Below are 15127 nucleotides of genomic sequence, written 5' to 3' on the forward strand. Positions count from 1 at the left end.
CCCCTCCGCGACGACTATCCGGATGGTGGCAGTGCCCGACCCGACCCGATCAGACAGGAGCCGAAATGTCCGAAACCTTTGTCACACCAGGAAATCTGCGGCACGTGACCACGTTCTGCGGCAACTGCGACTGCGGCTGCCCGGAGCTGTTCCTGGACGACGCGGCCTCGCCGGAGCGTCGCGTGGTGCTGACCGACGACTTCGGCCAGCGAGTGCAGATGAGCTTGGCTCAGTTGAAAGTTCTCGTCGAGGACGTCAAAGGCGGCAGCTTGGACAAGGTGGTGGCTGCCGTGGTGTGACGACGAAATCGGCTCTGCGCAACGAGATTCCGCTGCGGGCGGCGGCGTGAGCGCGCGATCCGCGGGCAGCCGGGTGCCGCAGGTGACGCGCCAATGCCGGTCGAACCGAATCAGGGGTCAGCTGAACCTGATTCGCCGAGGGGCATCGGGCCGTGCCTACTGCCTTCTGGCCGCCAGGTTGGCGAGCATCGCGTTGTAAGCGGCGAAATCGTCGTCCTCGCCTTGGTCGAAGCGGCGGTCCAGCCGGGCGGCTTCGCGGTCGTCGTGGCGGCCCCACTGCACCAGCAGCGCCACGACGACCACGATCATCGGGATTTCCCCGGCGGCCCAGGCGATGCCGCCGCCAAGACGTTGATCGGAAAGGAGATCAGACAGCCACGGCAGGGAGAGGTAACGGTAGAACGTCTCGGCGATCACCGTCTGCTTGTTCATCAGGATCACACCGAAGAACGCGTGGAACGGCATCACGGCGAACATCATGCCGAGCCGCGCGAGATGCGGCATCGAACGCGGCGGGCGGTCGACGCCGATCACCAGCCAGAAGAAAACGTAGCCGGACACGAGGAAATGGAGGTTCATCAACTGGTGCGCCCAGTGGTAGCGCATCGCCTCGCCGAACAGGCCCGAGAAGTACAGCGCGTAGTACGAGCCGACGAACACCACTGACGCCACCAGCGGGTGCGAGACCAGGCGCGTGAACCGCGAGTGCAGCAGAGCCACCAGCCACTCGCGCGGACCCTCCGGTCGCTTGCCCGCCACCGGCAAGGCACGCAGCGCGAGGGTCACCGGTCCGCCGAGCACGAGCAGCACCGGGGCGAGCATGGCCAGCGTCATGTGGATGACCATGTGGAGGCTGAAGGTTCCGGACGAGTACTTGCCCAGACCGGACGACGTCGCGACCAGCACCGTCGCCCAGCCGGACGTCCACGCCCAGAACCGGCCGCGAGGCCAGTCGTCGCCGCGGTCGCGGAGGCGACGTGCCCCGACCGCGTACGCCACGACGGAGAGCACCGCCACGACACCGAGGAGCAAGTCCGGACGCCAATCGAGGAAGAGACGGGCGAACGTCGGAGGATCAGGCAGGTCGTAGCCGAGCACAGTCTCGCCGACGGTCGCCGGATCGTCCACGAACGCCGGCGGCACCAGGTGTGCCAGCCCAGCTGAGACGCCCATTGCCCCAGCCAGCACCACGACCTCCGCGACGAGAGCCGCTGTACCGCCGCCGCAACGACGGCGCGTGATGGCGATCAGGACCGCCAATACCACCGAGATCAGGACCTTCACCCCGAGGAGCAAGCCATAGCCAGTAAATAGTCCAGCCGGACGGGCAAGCGCGAGACCGTCGACCACACCGGACGCGCCGAGCACCACAAGGCAGCAGGTCGCCAACCGTCGATACCGGCGGAGCGCGACCTCCCGCGCCGCGTCCGAACCGCGGTGGGCCAGCAGCGCGACCAGCGCGCCAGTCCACAATGCGGCCGCGATCACGTGCCATACCAAGGCATTCGTGGCCAGGTCGTGCCACGCACCGATGGAAACGTGCCCCGCGATTGCTCTCGGCAACAACCCGATGAGGGCGAGGCCGAGCCACAGCACCGTGGTGCGCCAGGTCAGCGTGCGCCAGACGCCGAGCGCCACGACTGCCGCCACGGCGAGGACGCAGAGCCACGCCTTGGGTTCCTCCATGGCGTCGACGAGGACAGCGAGCTTCGCCAGATGCCACGCCTCGGAAACCGGCCGCCCGGACGCGTCAGCAGCATCAAACGGCACCAGCACCGCGGCCGCGAGCGCCCACACGCCAGCGGCTCCCGCCGCAGTGCGGGTCGCTGCATACCCGTCCGGGGAAAGCCGACCGGCTTCGCCCGGCGGGCACAGAAAGACCGCGAACGCCAGCCCGCCGACGCAGACCACCCCGGCCGCGTCGGCGACCAACCGAAGCAAGGAGGTACCGAAAGACGTCACCGGACCGGGAGCCGGATTGCCGAGCGCCGCGTAGACATCGCCCGCCGCGGCGACCACCACCACGACGGCGACCGCGGCAAACCCCGCCGCGGCAAGCAAACCCCGCCGGTGCGGGGCCGGAATAGTGCGCACAGCAGAGTGGTCGGGCGGATGCGGCGGCGAGTTCCCGCGACGTGGGTCACGGTGACGATCCACGGCGGGGTGCCGTATCGACGGCTCTGGCCCCGGCAGGCCGCCGAAACGACGATTGCGGCCCCGCGCGCCAGAACTGCCAGCTGAACACGACCAGGAGGGAGTCCCGATACGAGCGTCAAGAGCGGAACGTACAGCTGGTGCAGCGCCGCGAACGGCATCGCGCCCTCGAACCCCGACCGGATCGCGGGGAACTGCCGCCTCGGACCAACCGGACCGCTGACTAAGCCGCGCCCAGCACACCCCGGCGGCACCGGAACGACCCCGTGTCACATCGCGGTGTCGTTCTCCTCCTGAGCGCGCAGCAGATCGTCGCGGGCGCGGGACACCCGGGATCGCACCGTGCCGACCGGGCAGCCGCAGACCTCGGCCGCCTCCGCGTAGGACAGGCCCAGGAATTGGGTCAGCACCAGGGCTTCCCGGCGGTCCTCGTCGAGGGTGTCCAGCAGCAGGCCGAGTTCGATCAGGTCCTCGAAGCCCGCCGTGCGGGTCCGGGCCGATTGTTCTTCAGCCGCGCGCTGCCAGTCGGCCGTCGTGGACTCGCGGGGGCGGACCGAGCGCGCGCGGATGCGGTCCACGACGACGCGGCGGGCGATGGACAGCAGCCAGGTTCGCGACGACGACCGGCCCGCGAAGCGCGGCAGCGAGCCGAACGCGCGCAGATACGTTTCCTGGGTGAGGTCGTCGGCTTCGGCCGGGCTGGTGCGGTGGGCCAGGAAGCGCCACGCGTCGGCTTGCGTCGCGCGGACCCAGGCTTCCAAGGCGGCCCGGTCGCCGCGGCCGGCGGCGAGGGCCAGCGCGGTGATCCGCTCGTCGTCGTAGTCGCGGCCGGTGGACACGGGCATCACGGTAGTCCATGCCCGTCCGGGGCGGTTCCCTGACCAGCCCGGAGAAAATTCGCCGAACCCGCCGGGAACCGAGCCGCGCCTCCGAGCGACTATGACAGACGTGAGCTGTGAAATCTTCCGCGAAGCGCTGTCCGCGCGACTCGACGGCGAAGCGGGTCCGCTGCCCGAACCGCAGGTCGACCAGCACCTCGAGACCTGCGCGTCGTGCCGGAGCTGGTACGAGCGGAGCGCGACGCTGCGCCGCGCTCTGCTGGTCCGCAGCGCGCCCCGGGTGCCCGATCTCACCGACCGGATCCTCGCCGAAACCCCGGCTCCGCCGCGGGAAAAATGGGGCCTGCGGGTCGCGCTCGGCCTGGTCGGGCTGGTCCAGTGCGGACTGGCGTTCGCGCAGCTGCTCGGCATGGACAACGCCCACGGAGGCGGCGGGTTCATGGAAGGCCACCTCATCAACGAAAGCGCCGCCTGGAACCTCGCGGTCGGCGTCGGGCTGCTGTGGGCCGCCCTGCGGACCCGCGCCGCGGCCGGTCAGCTGCCGATGATCACCGGATTCGTGATCGTCCTCGCAGTGCTCACGACCGGTGACCTGATCGGCGACCGGGTGACCGTCGCCCGGGTGCTGTCGCACGTCTTCCTCGTCGTCGGGCTGGCGCTGCTCTACGCGGTCCACCGCCAGCACCGGCTCCGGCACCAGCCGGGTCCGGACCTCGCCGACACCGCCGACGACCCGGAGCACACGACCGTGTCGACCCACGGTGCGCTCGCCCTGGTCCGCCCCCATCCGAAGCGCGGCCGCGATTCGCAACGCCCGACCGGACGGCACCGCGCCGCCTGACCCCGCTCGGGAATCCCGGTCTGGAAAGCTCACCCAGCCCGGGCACGCTTGGTGCAAGCGGAATCTAGAGGAACACCACGCTGGGGCAGCCATCCGTGGAGCGGCGCGCGGCCTGGCACCAAGCCGCAGTACTGGCTGAATCCGAGACACCAGAACCGCCGCCTGTGGCGGCAGCGCAGCCCGATTCGGACCAGCGAACCTGGCCCAGCGCACGGGCCTCGCAAACCTGGCCAGCGAGACAGGCTCCCGCCCCGCGCAAAGGGGACCAGCCGAGCCCGCTGCGACCCATGTGCTTCTCGCCCCGGCGAGCGCGACAGGATCCTGACGCTGCCCATCCAAATCGACATGATTTTCGCCTGCCAAAACGACAAACCCCAGCCGCGCAACCAAAAGAACAAGTCCGCCCCTCGCGAACATCCCTCCCGCCCTACGAGAGTCCCTTGCCCGCACGGCCGAAGCAGGAAGCCCTGCCGCCTAAGCCAAAGCCGTGAGGTCAGCTAGTCCCAACCGGCAGGCCCGCAACCTCCAGACCGGAAGGCCGCGCGGCCGAGACAAGCCGACCGAAACCGTCCCGATGCCCGTCCACGCGGCACCGGCTGTCAGATCATCGCCACCGCCATCACCGCCATTCCCAAGCTCATCACGCCCTCCATCGCGAGCCCGATCTCGCGCTGTCCAGGCCGGGCGACCGTCCGGGCGTGCTCGATCGCACGGGCCAGCCATACGATCCCCGCCACCAGGAAAACCGCCGCCAGCACAACCGCGACCACCACGACGTGCGAGGGCGCATGCCCGGTCATGGTCATCCCGGCGTCGCCCATGTCCATCCCGGCGTGCTCGCCGCCCATCGCGGTGGCGGACATCGTCATTCCCGCCATCGCCGACGGCATCGCGAACGCCATCCACGCCATCCCGGCCATCATCAGCGCGTGATGAACGCCCGGCAGCCTGCCGTGCCCGAAGCCCAGCGCCGTGCTCACCGCGAACCATCCGGCTGCCGCCGAGAACAGCACGACCTGCGGGATCCTCGCGAAAGTCATCGTCGCCGGCCACGCCATCGCGACCATCCCGGCGCACATCACCGCGTGCAGCGCGTCCGCCGCTCGCCCGCTCAAGCCGGGACGTCGCACGCACCGGTACAAGCAGAACGCTCCCGCCGCCGCGAACAGCAGCGTGAGAATCCATCGCAAACCCAGTCCGGCGATCATCGCGCGGCCTCCCGGCGCAAGCCCAGCAGGCAGTCCACCGCCAGGAATCCCAGCAACGACACTCCGAACACCGGCAGGAACCATCCCACCACCGCCACTGCGACCAGCACCGGAGCCAGCACCCGTCCGGGAATCCGCCGCCACGCTCCCCGCACCGGCAACCGGCCGAAGCGGCCCCGGCCTCGCGAACGCTCCGACAGCCGATCAGGCCGAACCCCCGACACCTGCCCGGAATCTGCCCGACCAGACAGCGACTTGCTGCGCAACAGCAACCGACCAGACGAAGCCTCACGCCCCAACGCCTCTCCGGAATTTGGCTGGCAAGGCAGCGACTCGTCGCTCACCGACGAACGGCCAACGCGACCCAAGCCTCGCGAACGCACAAGCACCCGACCTGACCGAACCTCACGCCCCGACACCTCCCCGGAACCAGCCTGGCCAGGCAACGAGCGCCCCCTCCCCCGCAGCCACCACATCCGATACCCCCACGTCACCACGCACAGCAACGCCACCCCGAGCACGGTCAGCACGACCTGGTTCGCCACCCCGAACAGCAACCCCATATGCGCGTCGATCCCCCACCGGCTCAGCTTCGCGGCGAGCGGATAGTCGGCGAACCTCAGCGTCTCCGTGACCTTCCCGGTGCCGGGATCCACCGCCATCGAGTCCTGTTTGGACGGCCAGCTCCGGCCGATTTGCTGCACCACATAGCCGCCGTCGGAGGGCGGCCGGATCTCTACCGGATCGGATAATCCAGCTCGGGCCGTCGCGTCGCGGACTGCCTGCCAGCCGACGTCGCCGGGAGTCTGGGCGGCAGAAGAAACGGAAGGCGTCGTCCAGTCCAAAGAGGACCGCAGGTCGGTGATGTTCGCACCCGCGTGCAGCGACCACGTCAAGCCGGTGGCGGAGAGGAACAGCAAACCCGCGGCGATCCACAGGCCGGTCGCGCCGTGGAAGGAGCGCAGCCGCGCGCGTCCGGGCTTTCCCGGCGACGGCAGCAGCGCGGCACGCAGCCGCCGCCGACGGCCTAGCCACAAAGCCGCTCCGGCGAGAGTGATCACCCACAGCCAGCTCGCCGCGAGTTCGCTGTACAAGCGGCCGAAGTCGCCGAGGTGGAGGTTGCGGTGCAGAGTGTCGATCCAGCCTCGGACCGGCATCGCCTGCCCGGAACCGTAGGTCTCCAGCGCGCCGCGGATCTCGCCGTCGTGCGGATTGACGAACACTGTGTACCGATAGCTCAGTGCCAGGCCCGGACGGTTGAAGATCACCTGGGTGGTGTCGGTCGCGGACGGTGCTGGGCGGACGCCGATCACCTTTCCGTCCGGTACCTGGCCGCTCGCGATAAGGACCTGCTGGTCCAGCGACACGGTCTCAGCGGCGGCCGGGACGTGCAGTTCCTTGGCGTAGACAGCCTGTTCCAGCTGGGGCGTCCACACGTACGCGATCCCCGTCAGAGCAGCGACCAGGAGAAACGGGCCGACGAACACTCCGGCGTAGAAGTGCAACCGCAACACCAATGGCCGAATCGCCGCCCACCCCGTCGCTGGTTCCCGTCCGGTGCGCGGCTTGCTGCCGATGGCCATCCTGCTCCCTTCGCGTGGTCCGCCTCCCCAGGAGTCGGACCGGCGGGGCCCTCGGTTCCCGACCTCGGCAAACACCCATTCGGGTGTGCCTCGTCGAGGGAGCATTGCTTCTGGCACTCGGTGACAGTATTGTCCCCCTCACATTCGACACCAGGTGTCAAATATCGCCGCCAGAGACAAGGGAGTCACGATGAGCGAGACGACAGCCGCTGCCGAGACGAAGGCCGAAGAGGTCGTTGCCGACGAGTTGCTCGTCGAGGAGGTCTCGATCGACGGAATGTGCGGTGTCTACTGATCCCGCCGCGGCGTTCGATCTGGACGGTGCTTGGGAACTGGACAGCCGGGTCTCCATCCGGCCGGAGCGGTTCGGCGCGCTGCTGTACCACTTCGGCACCCGCCGGCTGTCCTTTCTCAAGAGCCGCACCATGCTCGCCGCGGTGCAGGCGCTGACCGACCACCCCTCCGCCCGCGCCGCGTGCGCGCAGGCCGGGGTCGCGCAGGCGGAATTGCCCCGCTACCGCGCCGCCCTCGCCGCCCTCGCCGCGTCGGAAATGATCCATCCGAGGAGCGTGTGATGCCGCTAGTCGACGAATTCCAGTTCGGGCTCGACGCGCCGATCTGCCTCACCTGGGAACTCACCTACGCCTGCAACCTCTCCTGCGTGCACTGCCTTTCCTCGTCCGGCCGCCGCGACCCGCGCGAGCTCAGCACCGAAGAATGCAAGGCGCTGATCGACGAATTCGAGCGCATGCAGGTGTTCTACGTGAACATCGGCGGCGGCGAACCGACCGTCCGGCCCGATTTCTGGGAGCTGGTCGACTACGCGACCGAGCACCACGTCGGCGTCAAGTTCTCCACCAACGGCATCAAAATCACCGAGGACGTCGCGAAACGGCTGGCTGGCAGCGATTACGTCGACGTCCAGATCTCCCTCGACGGCGCTACCGCAGAGGTCAACGACCACGTCCGCGGCCCGGGTTCCTACCGCACCGCCATCCGGGCGATGGAGAACCTGCGTGCCGCCGGGTTCGGGAACTTCAAGATTTCTGTCGTGGTGACCCGGCAGAATGCGGGACAGCTCGACGACTTCAAAGCCATCGCCGACCGCTACGGCGCCCAGCTGCGGCTCACCCGGCTCCGGCCGTCCGGCCGCGGCGCGGACGTCTGGGACGAGCTGCACCCCACCGCCGCCCAGCAACGGGAGCTGTACGAATGGCTGGTCAAGCACGGCGAAAACGTGCTGACCGGCGATTCGTTCTTCCACCTCGCCGGGTACGGCGACGGAGGCCTGCCCGGGCTCAACCTGTGCGGCGCGGGCCGGGTGGTGTGCCTGGTCGATCCGGTCGGCGACGTCTACGCGTGCCCGTTCGCCATCCACGACACCTTCCTCGCCGGAAACATCCGCGGCGAAGGCGGATTCACCCGGGTGTGGCGGGAATCCGAGCTGTTCGCGCAATTGCGCGGCCCGCAGAGCGGCGGGGCCTGCACGACGTGTTCGGCCTTCGACGCCTGCCGCGGCGGGTGCATGGCGGCGAAGTTCTTCACCGGCCTGCCGCTCGACGGTCCGGATCCAGAATGCGTGCGCGGCCACGGCGAACGCGCGCTGGCCGGGGTCGCCGCGGGCAGCGTGCCGAAACCGTCGCTGGATCATTCGCACCGCAAAGTTCCAGTGACCATCGGCATGCGCCGCCCGCCGGATCGGGCCTGCGACGAGAATCCGCTCACCGGCTTCGTCCCGGGCCGCTGAGATGCGCCTGGCCGATCTGTCGTCGCCGGACGTCGCCGAACACGCGGCGTCCGGCGCGATTCTCGCCGTGCCGCTCGGGGCGACCGAGCAGCACGGCACGCATCTGCCGTTGAGCACGGACACCGACATCGCGACCGCGTTGTGCGACCGGCTCGCCGCGGAGCGACCGGACGTGCTGGTCGCGCCCGCCGTGCCGTACGGATCGAGCGGCGAACACGCCGGATTCGCCGGAACGCTGTCGATCGGGCAGGCGGCCACCGAACTCCTGCTCGTCGAACTAGGCCGCTCGGCCTGCGAAACGTTCCGCCGGCTGCTATTCGTGTCTGCGCACGGTGGCAACGCAGCTTCGGTGACGCGCGCGGTCGCTATCCTGCGCACCGAATCGCGGGACGTCTCGGTGTTCGAGCCGCGCTGGCACGGAGATCCGCACGCCGGACGGCCGGAAACCGCTCTGCAACTGGCTCTCCGCCTGGACAAAGTGCAGCTGGAGAAAGCTGTACCGGGCGACAGCCGTCCGCTGAGCGAACTGCTTCCCGCGCTGCGCAAGGGCGGGATAAAAGCCGTGACCGACACCGGGATCCTCGGCGACCCCACCGGCGCGACGGCAGATGAAGGCCGAGACCTCCTCGACAACCTCACCGCGCAGTTGCGAGCACACGTGCGCGCCTGGACTTCCACGGTGACGCCGTGAAAGCCGCCCTCGTGACCGGCGCGGCACGCGGCATCGGCGCAGCTACGGCAAGCAAACTGGCTGAGCAAGGCTGGGCCGTCCTCGCCGTCGACATCGCCGAAGACGATCCAGCCCTCCCCTATCCGATGGGCACGGGACAAGAACTGTCCACAGTGGTCGCCAAAATCCGCGAGAACGGCGGCACCGCTGTCGAATTCCGTGCGGACGTCCGCGACCGCGCACAACTCGCCGCAGCGGTCGCGGAAGCCGAACACCGTTGGGGCGGCCTTGACGCGGCCATCGCGGCAGCCGGGGTGATCGCAGGCGGAGTACCGCTATGGGAAATGCCGCCGAACCAAGAAGACGCTGTCCTCGACGTCAACCTCCGCGGCGTCCTCAACCTCGCCCACGTGGCGATTCCGGCGTTGCTGCGCCGTCCGAAACCCCGTTCCGGGCGGTTCCTGGCCGTCGCGTCCGCCGCCGCCACGCGTGGGTTGCCGATGCTCGCCGCGTACTGTGCGGCGAAGGCCGGAGTAGCCGGGCTGATTCGCGCGCTGGGCGTGGAATTGGGCGACTCCGGCGTCACCGCGAACGCGGTCAGCCCAGGCTCGACCGACACGCCGATCCTCGCCGAAAGCGCCCGGCTGTACGACCTCCCGGCCGCGCAAACGTTTGCTGCGCAACAACCTCTGCGACGTCTGCTCGATCCCGCCGAGGTCGCCGCCGTCCTGGCCTTCCTCGCCGGGCCGGAAAGCAGCGCGACCACCGGCGCGGTCATCCCGGTGGACGGAGGGCTGGCCCTGTGACTACCCCGCTGCCCGCCGGTTTCCGCCTCGCCCAAGACCCGAGCGTCAAACACCTCTCCGGCAACCTGCTCTTCGGCGGCTCCCCCGCCCGCGTCCTGCGCCTCACAAACGCCGGGCGAACAGCGTGGACACGCCTGGCGGACCACCCCGTCGAGACCTCGGCGGAAGGCGTCCTCGCCCGGTTGCTCACCGACGCCGGATTCGCGCATCCGTTGCCCCCAGCCACAATCGCCGACGCCACCGTCGTCATCCCGGCCCGCGACCGCGCCGAACTGCTCGGCCGCTGCCTCGCCGCGCTCGACGGCCGCTACCCCGCGCTGGTCGTCGACGACGCATCCGCCGACCCCGCTGCCATCGCCGCGACAGCCTCCGCACACGGCGCGAAACTCGTCCGCCGCGACGTCAACGGCGGCCCGGGCGCGGCGCGAAACACCGCCCTCGAACACGTTTCCACCGACCTGATCGCCTTCCTGGACAGCGATTGCGTCCCGTCGCCGGACTGGATCGACCGGCTGGCCGGGCATTTCGCCGACCCGCTCGTCGCCGCCGTCGCGCCGCGCGTGCGCCCGATCGCCCCCGGCACCTGGGCTGGCCGCTACACCCGCGCCGCCAGCAGCCTCGACCTGGGCACTGCCGCCGCCCGCGTCGCACCCGGCACACGACTGTCCTATGTGCCCACTGCGGCGCTCCTGGTTCGCCGGACCGCACTGGAATCCGTCGCCCGTAACGGTTCCGCCTTCGACCCGTCGATGCGCGTCGGCGAGGACGTCGACCTCGGCTGGCGGCTCCACGACGCTGGCTTCCGGATCCGCTACGACCCGTCCGCGCACGTCGACCATCACGAACCGGCGACCTGGCCCGCATTGCTCCGCCGCCGCGCCAGCTACGGCACCTCCGCCGCACCGCTCGCCCTCCGCCGCCCGGCCGCGATGGCCCCGCTCGTCCTGCACCCCTGGCCGACGCTCACCGTCGCCGCGCTCCTGGCCCGCCGTCCGCTCCCGGCCGCCGCCGCGTTCGCGGGCGCGGTGCTGAGCATGGCCCGCACCCTCCGCCGAAGCGACGTGCCCACCCACGGTGTCGCCCCAGCGATGGCGACCGCCGTCGGCCAAACCTGGCTCGGATTCGGCCGCTACAGCACGCAATTCGCCGCTCCCCTGCTCGCCGCGCTCATGCTGCCCGGCGGACGGAAACGCTGGGGACGGCGAGCTGCGCTCGTGTCGCTGCTCGCCGGACCTCCGCTGACTGCCTGGCTGCGGCACCGCCCCGGCCTCGACTTGATCCGCTACACCGCTGGCGCGGTCGCCGACGACCTCGCGTACGGCGCCGGGGTGTGGGCGGGCTGCTTCCACCACCGGACTGCGGTCCCGCTGCGGCCGCGCGTCACCTGGCGCCCTCTGCGCGCCGACCCGAAGGGAAAACGATGAGCACCACCTGGTTCGAGTCTGTCGCCGAAGCACAGCGGCGCGCGAAGAAACGCCTGCCCGCGTCCGTCTACTCGGCACTGATCGCCGGTTCGGAAAAAGGGCTGACGCTGCAGGACAATCTGGCCGCCTACGACGAGCTGCGGTTCGCCCCGCGCACCGCCGGGCTGCCCGGCGAACGCGACCTGAGCACGAACGTCCTCGGCCGCGACGTCGCCCTGCCGGTGCTGATCTCGCCCACCGGCGTGCAGGCCGTCCACCCCGACGGCGAGGTCGCGGTCGCTCGCGCGGCTGCCGCGCACGGAACGTCGATGGGGCTGTCGTCGTTCGCCAGCAAGCCGATCGAGGAAGTGGTGGCGGCCAACCCGAACACGTACTTCCAGGTGTACTGGACAGGCAGCCGCGACGACATCCTGGGCCGGCTGGACCGTGCGCGGTCGGCGGGGGCGGTCGGGATCATCCTCACGCTCGACTGGTCGTTCTCGCACAGCCGCGACTGGGGCAGCCCGCACATCCCGGACAAGCTGACGCTGCGCGAGCTGATCCGGTTCGCGCCCGAGGGGATGACGCATCCGCGCTGGCTGCTCGCCTACGCGCGCACGAAGAAACTGCCCGACCTCAGCGTCCCGAACATGGCCGAGCCGGGCACGCCGGTGCCGACGTTCTTCGGCGCGTACGGCCAGTGGATGCAGACCGCACCGCCGACCTGGGAAGACGTAAGCTGGCTGCGGAAGCAATGGGACGGGCCGTTTCTGCTGAAAGGCGTGTACCGCGTCGACGAGGCGCGCCGCGCGGTGGACGCCGGGGTCAGCGCGATCTCGGTGTCGAACCACGGCGGCAACAACCTCGACGGCACTCCCGCCACGATCCGCGCGCTGCCCGCGGTCGCGGAAGCGGTCGGCAGTGAGGTGGAAGTGTTGCTGGACGGCGGAATCCGGCGAGGCAGCGACGTCGTCAAGGCACTCGCGCTCGGGGCCCGCGCGGTCTTGATCGGGCGCGCGTACCTGTGGGGTCTCGCCGCGGGCGGGCAGGCCGGGGTGGAGAACGTGCTGGACGTCCTGCGCAACGGCATCGACTCGACGCTGCTCGCGCTGGGCCACCGCAGCGTGCACGACCTGAGCCGCGACGACCTGATCGTTCCGGACGGATTCGAACGCCGGATCGGCGCGTGATCAGCCGACCGTGAGGGGAACCCTGATTCCCGCAGAGCTCCCCTCACGGACAACGCGTCATCCGGCCGCGAAGAACCGCACCGCCGCGTCAGTGAACTCCGGCGCGGCCGACGCACCGAAATGCCCGCCGGGAACCCACGTGAAGTCCGCGGCCAGCTTCCGCGCGAGCTGCTCGGCGTCGCTATGGCCCTCGTCCTCGCTGCCGACCGCGACCAGCGCCGGAGTGGTGAGCGCGGAGAGGTCGCCCGTCGGCACGACCGAGTGAAGAACGCGCAGCAGCGCCCGGGGATCAGCGCCGAGACGGCCGATCCAGTGCGCGGTCTGCACGTCCTCCGGTGCCACCTCCCGGCCGTCGGCCAACGCCGTGAGCACCCGGTGCAGCGGACCGCCTCCGCCACCGCGCTGCATAGCGGCAAGTCCTTGCCCGCCAAGGAGAATCCGGGCCGGTCGAGCACCGCGCACGAGCATGCGCAGCGCGACCCGCGCGCCGAGCGAATACCCGCCGAGGCCATAGTCGGCCAGCCCGAGCTGCTCCACGAACGCGAGCCCGTCGTCGACGAGCACATCCGGCGGGTAGCACGCCGGATCGTCCGGCTGCGGGCTCGCGCCGTGGCCGCGGAAATCCGGCAGCAGCACCCGGAACCCGCGTTCGGCGAGCCGTCCGGCGAGTCCGCTGTGCAGCCACGCCTCGCCGGACGACGTGAACCCGTGCAGCAGCACGACCGGCGCGCCCTCGCCGAGTTCGCGGTAGGCCAGTTCCAGCCCGTCGCGCGCGCGGAACCGATGGACGGGCAGTTCGATCATGGGTCCACTATTCCACGAGCCCGCTGCGCCGGAAGCGATCGGCGGCTTCCGGGATCAGGGAAGCGGACGGGTCCCCGGCACCACCCATTCCCGGTCCACCCGGCCGTCGACCGCGACCAGCACCGCCAGCCCGCCGCGCGCGCCGTCCGACCAGGTTCCGGCGATCGTCTGCCGTACCGGGTCCAGCACCAGGTCGCCGTGCCAGGGGTGCGCGTCCTTGGCCAGCGTCTGCAATTCGTGGCGGTCCAAGCCGCCTTCGCCCGGCCCGTCCGGAAGCGCCGACCGGCCGTCCGGCGAGGGAATCGTCCAGTTCCGCGCGACTTTCCCGCCGGAGAGCACGCACAGGTCGGCTCCGGTGATGACGACGCCGTCGCGCCGGGTGACGTCCCAGGTGAAGGCGAGCCGGTCGGTGCCGTCGATGACGAGAGTGCGCGGGACGAACACATTTCCGACCTCGCGCTGGTATTTCGCGATGAACGCCTCGGCGTCCGCCGGGCCGATCAGCGGGTCGAGGCCGGGTTTGACGCCGGACCACTGGCGGCCGTCGGCGGTGAGCAGCCGGTGCGCGAGCGAGGCGTCCTCGTTCCACATGCGGCACCAGAGGGCGGGGATTTCTTCGGGGGTCAGTTCGTTCGTCATGCGACGACGATCGCGTCCGCCGGCGACACCGTCCTGTCGGTGTTTTCCCGCGGAGTGGCGCAGGTCACTCGCCGAGCGGGCGGGCGGAGATCCGCGCCAGTTCGGCGTCGAGGTCGACCTCGCGGCGCTCGACGCGGTCGCCGGTGAGTTCGAGAGCGCGGATGCGGTCCAGCAGAAAGCCGCGGACGGCGTCGCGCAGACGGCACCAGCCGAGGACGTACCAGCCCGCCGGCCCCCACAGCAGCCCCAGCGGCTCGACGTCGCGTTCCGTCTCCTGACCCTTGGCGTCCACATAGGACAGACGCAGGACGCGCCGCGCCGCGAGCGCGGTGAGGATCAGTCCGTTGTGGACGGCCGGGGGTTCGGGCTCGCCGACCCGGTGCAGCCGCGCGGCGAGGTGCTGTTCGGCGTCGCGGACGTCGGACGGCAGTCGCGCCAGGACCTTGCGGGCCGCCGACTCCGCCGCGCCCGCGAACGGCGAACCAGCGGCCGAACGCAGCGCGACGGTGATCGCGATGGCTTCCTCCGGCGCCAGGGTGAGCGGCGGCAGGGTCCGTTCGCGGTCGAGGCCGTAGCCGCCGGTCCGCCCGGTCTCGGTCCAGATCGGCACGCCTGCCTCGCGCAACGCGCCCAGGTCGCGTTCGATCGTGCGCACGCTGACCTCGAACCGGGACGCGAGCCACGCCGCGGTCCGGGTGCGCGGCGAGACCGCCCGAAGCTCCTCGACGAGCGCGTACAGCCGGTCCGTCCGATTCACCCGGCCAGCCTACGGACCTGCCAATCCTCACCCGATCGGGTGGCTTTTCCGACGACCGCCGTCACGCGAGCCGAGCTGCGCTGTTCCGTTCGCGGGAGCCGCGACCGGCGCCGGTCCGTCCTGTGGAGGGCGGCGGACCGGCGGGGTCCCCTCGTTCGTCGGGGGACGAGGGGACCGCCGGGGCGGG

Annotated in this window: 16 protein-coding genes; 9 read left to right on the forward strand and 7 right to left on the reverse strand. The window is 70.5% G+C overall.

Annotated elements, in window-relative coordinates; genetic code table 11:
- Positions 1 to 65: 65 nt before the first annotated feature.
- The gene (locus tag ACZ63D_RS03015) at positions 66 to 299 is read left to right on the forward strand and encodes a hypothetical protein (RefSeq protein ID WP_465352611.1); all 234 of its coding nucleotides are present in this window, start codon (positions 66 to 68) and stop codon (positions 297 to 299) included.
- A gap of 156 nt (positions 300 to 455) precedes the next feature.
- Here ACZ63D_RS03015 and ACZ63D_RS03020 read toward each other — a convergent pair whose 3' ends face one another.
- Together ACZ63D_RS03020 and ACZ63D_RS03025 are read right to left on the reverse strand one after the other, a co-directional pair.
- Entirely contained in the window at positions 456 to 2393 is a 1938-nt protein-coding gene (locus ACZ63D_RS03020; protein WP_465352612.1) for a bifunctional copper resistance protein CopD/cytochrome c oxidase assembly protein, read from the reverse strand.
- 329 nt (positions 2394 to 2722) lie between these two features.
- Positions 2723 to 3292 carry a sigma-70 family RNA polymerase sigma factor gene (locus ACZ63D_RS03025; RefSeq protein ID WP_465352613.1) on the reverse strand — a complete coding sequence of 190 codons (570 nt, stop codon included), beginning with the start codon at positions 3290 to 3292 and terminating at the stop codon, positions 2723 to 2725.
- A gap of 100 nt (positions 3293 to 3392) precedes the next feature.
- Here ACZ63D_RS03025 and ACZ63D_RS03030 point away from each other — a divergent pair, with 100 nt between their 5' ends.
- Positions 3393 to 4133 (forward strand): zf-HC2 domain-containing protein, encoded by a 741-nt coding sequence (locus ACZ63D_RS03030; RefSeq protein WP_465352614.1) that lies wholly within the window; start codon positions 3393 to 3395, stop codon positions 4131 to 4133.
- Between the two features lie 599 nt (positions 4134 to 4732).
- On the opposite strand, the gene ACZ63D_RS03035 is transcribed toward ACZ63D_RS03030, so the two are convergent.
- The gene (locus ACZ63D_RS03035) at positions 4733 to 5341 is read right to left on the reverse strand and encodes a DUF5134 domain-containing protein (protein ID WP_465352615.1); all 609 of its coding nucleotides are present in this window, start codon (positions 5339 to 5341) and stop codon (positions 4733 to 4735) included.
- Positions 5338 to 6924, reverse strand: a complete 1587-nt coding sequence (locus tag ACZ63D_RS03040) for a PepSY-associated TM helix domain-containing protein (protein WP_465352616.1) — start codon at positions 6922 to 6924, stop codon at positions 5338 to 5340. Before ACZ63D_RS03040 ends, ACZ63D_RS03035 begins: the two co-directional genes overlap by 4 nt.
- A gap of 190 nt (positions 6925 to 7114) precedes the next feature.
- Between ACZ63D_RS03040 and mftA the strand changes: the two genes are divergently transcribed.
- From mftA to mftD, 7 genes are read left to right on the forward strand one after another with little or no spacing between them, the layout of a single operon-like run.
- Positions 7115 to 7219: a mycofactocin precursor MftA gene (gene mftA / locus ACZ63D_RS03045; RefSeq protein ID WP_037355132.1), complete on the forward strand. Its 105-nt coding sequence runs from the start codon at positions 7115 to 7117 to the stop codon at positions 7217 to 7219.
- Positions 7209 to 7499, forward strand: coding sequence for a mycofactocin biosynthesis chaperone MftB (gene mftB / locus ACZ63D_RS03050; protein ID WP_465352617.1), 291 nt, complete (start codon positions 7209 to 7211; stop codon positions 7497 to 7499). Before mftA ends, mftB begins: the two co-directional genes overlap by 11 nt.
- Positions 7499 to 8671 carry a mycofactocin radical SAM maturase gene (gene mftC / locus ACZ63D_RS03055; RefSeq protein ID WP_465352618.1) on the forward strand — a complete coding sequence of 391 codons (1173 nt, stop codon included), beginning with the start codon at positions 7499 to 7501 and terminating at the stop codon, positions 8669 to 8671. The genes mftB and mftC overlap by 1 nt, the downstream gene beginning before the upstream one ends.
- 1 nt (position 8672) lies before the next feature.
- Positions 8673 to 9362: a mycofactocin biosynthesis peptidyl-dipeptidase MftE gene (gene mftE / locus ACZ63D_RS03060; RefSeq protein ID WP_465352619.1), complete on the forward strand. Its 690-nt coding sequence runs from the start codon at positions 8673 to 8675 to the stop codon at positions 9360 to 9362.
- A complete protein-coding gene (locus tag ACZ63D_RS03065) occupies positions 9359 to 10147 on the forward strand; it encodes a mycofactocin-coupled SDR family oxidoreductase (protein ID WP_465352620.1) in 789 nt (262 codons plus the stop codon). The genes mftE and ACZ63D_RS03065 overlap by 4 nt, the downstream gene beginning before the upstream one ends.
- Positions 10144 to 11571, forward strand: a complete 1428-nt coding sequence (gene mftF / locus ACZ63D_RS03070; RefSeq protein WP_465352621.1) for a mycofactocin biosynthesis glycosyltransferase MftF — start codon at positions 10144 to 10146, stop codon at positions 11569 to 11571. The genes ACZ63D_RS03065 and mftF overlap by 4 nt, the downstream gene beginning before the upstream one ends.
- Entirely contained in the window at positions 11568 to 12740 is a 1173-nt protein-coding gene (mftD, locus tag ACZ63D_RS03075) for a pre-mycofactocin synthase MftD (protein ID WP_465352622.1), read from the forward strand. Before mftF ends, mftD begins: the two co-directional genes overlap by 4 nt.
- 57 nt (positions 12741 to 12797) lie before the next feature.
- Here the strand turns inward: mftD and ACZ63D_RS03080 are convergent, their stop codons facing one another.
- From ACZ63D_RS03080 to ACZ63D_RS03090, 3 genes are all read right to left on the reverse strand, one after another.
- Positions 12798 to 13544: an alpha/beta fold hydrolase gene (locus ACZ63D_RS03080; RefSeq protein ID WP_465352623.1), complete on the reverse strand. Its 747-nt coding sequence runs from the start codon at positions 13542 to 13544 to the stop codon at positions 12798 to 12800.
- Positions 13545 to 13598: 54 nt separating this feature from the next.
- A complete protein-coding gene (locus ACZ63D_RS03085) occupies positions 13599 to 14183 on the reverse strand; it encodes a nuclear transport factor 2-like protein (protein WP_465352624.1) in 585 nt (194 codons plus the stop codon).
- 64 nt (positions 14184 to 14247) lie between these two features.
- A complete protein-coding gene (locus tag ACZ63D_RS03090) occupies positions 14248 to 14940 on the reverse strand; it encodes a helix-turn-helix transcriptional regulator (RefSeq protein WP_465352625.1) in 693 nt (230 codons plus the stop codon).
- Positions 14941 to 15127: the final 187 nt, after the last annotated feature.

This window comes from Amycolatopsis sp. NPDC104775 (assembly GCF_055583325.1).